Genomic DNA, 7,467 nt, shown 5'->3' with positions numbered 1-7,467 from the left:
AAATTTCATGTCTGCTCTCCTCGTATTTTATTTGTATATTTTAAAGATTCGACATAAAATCTAAAATTCCTTTTTGAGATTTTTTCCATTTCATTTTAATAATTATTTTTCATGCGATAGCCCTGATTCTATAATTGGTGTATAAGCTTTAACATCTAATTTTTATCCATTACTGATGAATTTTATCTAAAATTATAATTGATCAACTACTAGTTATTGGTTATTAGACTGTTAATTTTTTACTATAACTAATACGAATTTTAAAGCATCAAAAAACTACCCTTTTATTTTTTTGGGTAGTTTTTTTCATTCTTTTATCTATCATCTTTCCTCTGGTCTACATGGTTCCAAAGCCTGAAGTCCCTTCTAAATCTCAACAACTTCATACTCATCCTTACCTACAAACACAATAAGGGCTTGCTTTGTATGTTCCCTATCCTTAAACTCCCTACTATCTACATACCCTTTAAGCTGTTTTAATCCTTCTTTCTTTACTTCTTCTAACTTATTTCTTTCACTTTTCTTTATATATTTAAGTTCTATTATCCATTCATAATTAACTTCAGGCATTCTTATATCCTTTTCTAAATAAATATCTATATATCCATTTTCCACTTCCCGTTCACTTATTGGTTTATATACTTTGCTATTTACTAAATATGCAAATAATATTACCTTTATATATCTTTCGTCAAAGTTCATTAAATCCCTATTTGATAATGGTTTTATTACATTTTTATGGATATAATCGATATATGATTTTATATTACCATCATATGCCATATCCTCTATACTAAGTCTAAGGGCTTTTGTCTCAAGTTTTATATTATGATTTTTTTTAAGACTATTCTCTATATACTCCCAGAATATAGTTTTGACTACATAGTTAGGCACCTTAAGAAGTAATCTTGTTCTCTCTTGTCTATCTATTGTAAGTAACCCCATATAAAATAATAGTGACACGAAATAATCCTCATCATACATCCTATCAAAGGAAAATCTTGTTACTATATCAGCAACTATTCCCTCATTTACTATTATTTCATCCAACACTTTTCTATTCTCTTCATTGGAAACTAGCCTATTTAGCCTTCCATAGTCGGTCTTTACATTTTCATCTATAAGTTCTTCTGGATATTCACCAAAAGTTTTATATTGATTAAAAAAATATAGCACCATATCTGGATTATATATCCTATTTTTGCTGTGCTTATTAAATAGATATCCATTATAATTTTTTCTTAATTCTTCTCTATTTTTAGATACATCCTGTATCTGTAACTTTGATATTGTTTCATCAACTTCCCTATCTGTAAATCCCATCATTTCATTTAAATTTCTATCCATTGTAGTATTTGAAGCTATATTAAATCCACTAGTTAGATCATCTAGCATAATAGGGGATATCCCTGTTATAAATATTCTGTCTATAACACTTTTTGTTCCTATCTTTACAGTTTCATAAAAATCCCTTACAAATCCCGATGCTCTTATTATATCTTTGTAAAAGTGACTATCACCCATGGCTATAATATCATTTGCAAAATGATCGTACTCGTCTATTATTAGATATATTTTTTTATCTATCTTTTGAATTTCAGTTGTTAATGTCCCTAGTATTGCCCCTACATCATTCACTTCTTTTATTTCTTTTTCTACTTTTATTATATCGTCAAAATACTGTTTATACTTATATAAAAAACGTATGATTGCTTCTCTTAACTTACTTTTAAATGAATACTCTAAAGTCTCTTTATTACTTGTATTAAGCCCTGAAAAATCAAGTTCCAACATAAAATAACTATTCTTAAGTACAGTAGGATTTTTACTAATATATAGATCTTTAAATATATCATTAAACTCATCACTATAATTCATATCATAATAGTAGGAAAGTGTAGATAAAAATAAACTCTTCCCAAATCTTCTAGGTCTTATAAAAAACATATACTTACTATCATAATCCTCTAGCATCTCTATGTATTTTGTCTTATCTACATACAAATAGCCTTGCTCCCTTAATGTTTTAAAATCCGAAATTCCATATGGTATTCTCATTTTTTCACCTCTTTATATATTATTGCCTCATGATAGGTGTTTTAAAAACAGTCTTAGTTTTATTATATCATAGTGGAATTTAATTTTAAGTAAGTTTGTCTTAAGAGGTATTTGTCAAGTAAGTTATCTAATTTAATTTCAAAAGGAAATTTGGTATGAAATCTATATATCTACTTTAACCCCTAATGCTCGGCACTTCTCCAAAGCTTCTGGGTGTCCATCCATTGCAGCCTTTTTATACCATTCTTTGACCTTTTCAGTGTCTTTTTCTACAACAACGCCTTCAGCATAAAATAACTCTGCAAGGTTATTCTGAGCATCTCTATCGCCATGTTTTGCAGCACGTTCTGTCCAATAGAAAGATTTTTCTAAGTCCTTATCAACACCAATCCCCTCATAATAGAAGTATCCAACTTGACATTCGGCCAGTGGATACCCCTTTTCAGCCAACTTTAGATGACCTTCAAAGCATTTTTCATACTCTTTGGTCAGGAAATATTTCTCAATCAGTTCATTGCACTCATCAAACTCTTTACATGGTTTGTAATAATTTTCTGACATATTATTTCCCCTTTCCTTTAAATCTTTTAATATCATAGTTCTAGTATTTTGTTACAGTCTGCAAGCTTTTAGAGATATGGTACAATATCCCTCCATACGACTCTTAATATGTCATTACCATATTCCTCATAATGACCTGTAATAGTAATCACAGCATCATAATCCTCTAATATTATGCAATATTGTCCATACATACCAGAAGCTCGGTAGCTATTTGGTAATGTACATTTCCATATTTGATAACCATATCCTTGTTGTGACTCGGGATCTAATTTATTTGACGTATCTATCCAGTTTGTGTGCATTCTTTCAACATAATCCGCTGAAATAATCTGATGATTCTGATATATCCCCTTATTAAGTAATAGTACTCCAATTCTAGAAAATTCTTCGGTCTTTAAATATAATCCACCTGAACAGGCAGTATATCCTTTTTCACAAGTATGCCACTGGGGATTTATAATTCCCATCTTATCAAATAATCTAGTTTTCAAATATTCTAATAAAATCTCTCCACTTACTTTATAAATTATTCTTCCTAGCATATAACTGCATAAGTCTTCATAAAAGAATTTTTTTCCAGGTTCTTCTACAACCTCTGTTGTAAAGAATAGCTCTCCACGGTCCATTTCATTATACTTTTCATAGTCCTCACTTAAATGTCCTGATGTCATTTGTAGTAAATGTACAACTTTAATTAACTCTGAGTCTTTGCTTGCAATTGATTTGAACTCTGGGAAAAAATCCAATACAAAATCATCAACCGATAACAAACCTTCTGATTCAGCAATTCCAATAGCTACCCCAACAAATGTTTTAGATGCTGAATATAAGTTTTCCCTATCATCGCTTCTAAATCTATGCTCTGCAATTGTCTTTCCATGTTGATAAACATGAATACCATATACACCAAACTTTCGCTCTAAAACAGAGAGTCTAAAATTTGTTAAAATCCCCATTTGGCACCTCCTGTATTTTATATCTTTGTAAGTATTGTTCCTTCTCTCTATACATAATTTTTTAAACATCCCCATCAGAAATGTTTGTTAGTTAAAGTCCGAAACTAACCCCCTTAAATAGTTACTATATAAAAATCTTCTAATTTTTTAATAAAAAAGCTTTTATGCTAAAATAATTCTTATATAAAATAAAAATTATTACTTAAACCAATTTAATATTTCCTCTACTACTTCATTAGGTTTATCCCAATGAAGCAAATGCCCTGCTCCCTCAATCTTCTTTACCTTAGAACCCGTATTATTCTTGAAATTTTCAGATAAATTCTCTCTGTACTCATTCATAGACTCTGGCAGGGTACTTCGTAATAAATAAATCGAATTTGGAAGATTGTCATAAATAGAATTTGGTGGATAAAGATACATTGATTTTATAGCACCTGTTGCAGTAAAACCATTGGCATGATATTTATACATACCTTCTTCCACCCTTATTAAATCCTTGGCAGCTTCTTCTAATAAACAGGACCATCTAATATAGTTACTCTTTTCCACATCAATATGCTCTTGCAAAGTATCAAAGCAGTATTCATCAAAGTCCTTAAGATAATAATCAATTTCCCTTTGTAATGAATCTATATTTCCAGATATTGAAGTCTGATAAGCATAAAACTCAGTCTTCAAATAATATCCACCATCTAATAACATAGTCTTAATGACTTTTGATGGGTAAGTAGATAGATAGTGAAGGCCAATGTCTGCCCCCCAAGAATGTGCCAATAAATAGAATCTACATTCTGTTAGTTCGGAAATAATTTTGTTAACCCATCTAGTCATATTAGGCATTTCATAATCTTCTACTTTTAAAAATTGAGGTGTCTTCCCATGTCCTGGTAAATTTATTGAAATAATATGATATTCATTTTTCAATAACTGTGCTAACTCAATAAAACTTAGACTTGTACTTCCTAAACCATGTAAACATATAATTGTTGGGTTTTCTGTATTTCCCCACTCATGGATTCTTGCTTTAACCCCTTCTTTGTCTATATAAATCTCTTTCATATTCTCCTCCTCAAAAACATTTTTAATATTTATTATTTGTAAATAAAATACCAATTTTTTTCTTTAATTCCTGTATGTTGATATTTGCATTCATTGTTATTAATTAAGAGGCTATTTTATAGAATTTTAGCTAATTACTTAATCCCTGACTGTAGCTTTTGTCTTCTATGTCAACGGATTAATGACAATTTATCTCGGAAAATTTTATTATGTATGTTTTTTTCTTCCTTTTAATTGTATCATATTATAATATGTTTAACATGTATATTTAGTTGTTCAATATCTCATCTAATTGACTTTTAATATTACCTAAATCTATTTTTTATACATGGGTGTATCTTTCAGTTGTTTTGAGCTTCTATCCCCAATTAGTTCTTAAATATATCTTAAATCCGTACTATCTTTTAATAATTGGGTAGCAACTGAATGGCTAAACACAAAATAATCCCTTATTATTTATAGGAGGTTATCTTTTATATTTAATTCCATTTAACTGTGGTCAATGTCCTAAATGCTTTTTATAGGATATTGGAATCTGTATGTTATATGTAGCAGAAGCTAAAATCCTAACTTATTTAAAGCCTTTTCAATTGATTTAACTTCATTGTGAATCCAAAGATTTGCTTCTTTACTTTTTACTGGTGCAAGATAACATCCGGACATTGCACATAACCTATTTAATATCATGTAAAGATTGATAGCTCTTTCATCTAATGGAATATCATACTCACTAATAAATGCATCTTGCTCCTCCTTTGTGATATTTAAATACGGTGGATAAATCAAATGAGCTACATCAGACATAGGATCCCACCACATAAAATCTGCTAGTGCACTAAATCCTCCAACGGAATACTCTTCATTTTCTCTAATCATATATATACTCCAAGGAAATGGACTTATATGAATAAGAGAAGTAGGACGTTGTTTTAAATAAGATAAATTTTCATCCCATGCTAGACATATTCTTTCAAAAACATTATCACTAATAATATTACTTTCTACTAAATGCTTATTACTGCCACCATAAATTTCAGCATTTCTATAAAAATCAGCAGGATGAATTGGATATTTCTTTTTATGAATGTCACCATCCCATACCCCCGACCATTTATTTTTGATGTTATGAATTAGAGAATATGCTTGTCCTAATGATTTGTATAATTTTTCCCGTTCATTTTTGGAGGCTTTTTTATATTCATCACAAAATCTAGTTCCTCTTTGAGATTCTGAAAGTATATACTTAAATCCATACTTATCTTCATTTTCAGAAAAAGAAAGAATTTTAGGCTGTTTTATTCCTGTAGAATTGATTAGTTCTGTAGCTTTAACCTGATTTAATATAGTTGAAGAATCTGTCCAGTCTGGATTAATACCAATTTTTAACAAAAGCCTTCCTCCATCAGTTAGGTAAATTCGATGTGACTGCATAACCCAAACATTAGGCTCATCAATGTGAGAAATATTATTCTTAATTCCTGCCTCAAGTAAAATTCTCTTTATAACTTCCTTGTCTATTTTCTTAATATTTGGTCTTAGAATCATATTTTCCATAATTTTTTCTCTAGTAAACATAACTTAACTCCTTTTTAAATTATTTTATTTAAGCCTATATAGTGGAATAATACGGATCAGCTACTAATTATACTATTTGCCTATTCTTTTTGTCGTATATCACAACGGTTGCAATTGAAACAAGAATAATCACAGCATTTGCAGCAATGGTTCCCGCCCAAATCATAGTCATGGTGCCAAAGATGGGGGATGCCGCATTGAACATGGTGTGGAATAATACACACATAAACACACGGCCTTTTCCTGATATTTTGTAGATTGCACCGTTAAAAAACCGAAATGCTATGAGTTGAACTGCAAACATCCAAAAGTTAATGAGTCCCTCTCCGTGATTTGTCCCCGGAATGAAGAAGAGAGGTATATGCCATGAAGTCCAAATGATTCCAACCAAAACAGAAGATAAAACAAAGCCATATTTTTTGTCAAGCTCAGGCTGCAATATATACATCCAGCCAGCTTCCTCCAAACCACCGATAATCAGGCCACCAGGCAGGGAAAGGAAAAACGTATAAAATGGAAGCACCATCTCCGTGGGGCCTGAAACTACAATATGTACCAAAAAATACAGTGTAAGCCCTGCAACAACGAACAAATATATATGCAACGAAAAGTCACTTTCCCAACTAGTGATTGGTATAACCATTAGTAATTTAGTATACTTAGCCACTTGCAAGTCCTTCATAATTATTTATCCCTTCTAGTATCAAGATAAGACATTATTATCTCTTCGAAAAAGTTCAACAATATACTTATCAAAATTGTTATAATCAAGATAGATTTTAGCATGTAAATTTTCTCTTATATCAAAAGGCGATAGAAGATGATATCCGCTCTTAATTAAACAATCGCCTTTTTCAGTTTTATAAACGCATTCAATGCGAGCTGTTACATAACTTCCGATCCTAACCCAATGGGTAGGAATTATACTTACCACAGAGCCATCATAACAAATGCCCTCTCTTTTCAAGATTTCAAGTTTCCGTCTATTATAAATGCTTTTAATTTTAAGTCCAACACCAAAAATAATCCACAAAGCACCATTTAATATGAATGCCCAACTTCCGTCTATAATTAAAAATATTACTCCTATTAAGAAAAATGGAATACCAAATAAGAATAAAAAAAACTTATATAGCCTTTTCCAAGGCCTCTCTACAATTTTCACCCAAGCACCTCCTATATATACCTGTTGATTCTACCTGTCAATACATAGATTTTTATGACAACTAACGTTCTTGGGGTTTCTCGTCGT

The 7,467-nt window shown here is 30.5% G+C and carries 7 protein-coding genes; all 7 read right to left on the bottom strand.

What is annotated here, in order from left to right:
• Nucleotides 1–366 precede the first annotated feature (366 nt).
• The 7 genes from V6137_RS10820 to V6137_RS10790 all read right to left on the bottom strand — a co-directional run bounded on the left by V6137_RS10820 (nt 367) and on the right by V6137_RS10790 (nt 7,380).
• Nucleotides 367–2,058 carry an AAA family ATPase gene (locus tag V6137_RS10820; RefSeq protein WP_425447946.1) on the bottom strand — a complete coding sequence of 564 codons (1,692 nt, stop codon included), beginning with the start codon at nt 2,056–2,058 and terminating at the stop codon, nt 367–369.
• A 162-nt stretch (nt 2,059–2,220) separates the two neighbouring features.
• Nucleotides 2,221–2,655: a tetratricopeptide repeat protein gene (locus tag V6137_RS10815; RefSeq protein WP_425447945.1), complete on the bottom strand. Its 435-nt coding sequence runs from the start codon at nt 2,653–2,655 to the stop codon at nt 2,221–2,223.
• 32 nt (nt 2,656–2,687) lie between these two features.
• On the bottom strand, nt 2,688–3,578 hold the full coding sequence (locus V6137_RS10810; RefSeq protein ID WP_425447944.1) for a serine hydrolase domain-containing protein: 891 nt from the start codon (nt 3,576–3,578) through the stop codon (nt 2,688–2,690).
• 198 nt (nt 3,579–3,776) lie between these two features.
• On the bottom strand, nt 3,777–4,640 hold the full coding sequence (locus tag V6137_RS10805; protein WP_425447943.1) for an alpha/beta fold hydrolase: 864 nt from the start codon (nt 4,638–4,640) through the stop codon (nt 3,777–3,779).
• Nucleotides 4,641–5,198: 558 nt separating this feature from the next.
• On the bottom strand, nt 5,199–6,215 hold the full coding sequence (locus tag V6137_RS10800; RefSeq protein WP_425447942.1) for a hypothetical protein: 1,017 nt from the start codon (nt 6,213–6,215) through the stop codon (nt 5,199–5,201).
• A 67-nt stretch (nt 6,216–6,282) separates the two neighbouring features.
• Complete coding sequence (locus V6137_RS10795; RefSeq protein WP_425447941.1) at nt 6,283–6,882, bottom strand: CPBP family intramembrane glutamic endopeptidase; 600 nt, start codon at nt 6,880–6,882, stop codon at nt 6,283–6,285.
• 36 nt (nt 6,883–6,918) lie between these two features.
• The gene (locus V6137_RS10790) at nt 6,919–7,380 is read right to left on the bottom strand and encodes a hypothetical protein (protein ID WP_425447940.1); all 462 of its coding nucleotides are present in this window, start codon (nt 7,378–7,380) and stop codon (nt 6,919–6,921) included.
• Nucleotides 7,381–7,467: the final 87 nt, after the last annotated feature.

It is taken from the genome of Dethiothermospora halolimnae (genome assembly GCF_037577855.1).
Classification (GTDB): Bacteria; Bacillota; Clostridia; order Tissierellales; family VENL01; genus Dethiothermospora; species Dethiothermospora halolimnae.
This window is presented reverse-complemented; position numbering and strand designations above follow the sequence as displayed.

What these genes read in the sequence shown, in the direction of transcription:
- V6137_RS10815 (WP_425447945.1), bottom strand. Translation starts at nt 2,655, where the DNA reads ATGATATTAAAAGATTTAAAGGAAAGGGGAAATAATATGTCAGAAAAT.
- V6137_RS10805 (WP_425447943.1), bottom strand. Translation starts at nt 4,640, where the DNA reads ATGAAAGAGATTTATATAGACAAAGAAGGGGTTAAAGCAAGAATCCAT.
- V6137_RS10820 (WP_425447946.1), bottom strand. Translation starts at nt 2,058, where the DNA reads ATGAGAATACCATATGGAATTTCGGATTTTAAAACATTAAGGGAGCAA.
- V6137_RS10800 (WP_425447942.1), bottom strand. Translation starts at nt 6,215, where the DNA reads ATGTTTACTAGAGAAAAAATTATGGAAAATATGATTCTAAGACCAAAT.
- V6137_RS10810 (WP_425447944.1), bottom strand. Translation starts at nt 3,578, where the DNA reads ATGGGGATTTTAACAAATTTTAGACTCTCTGTTTTAGAGCGAAAGTTT.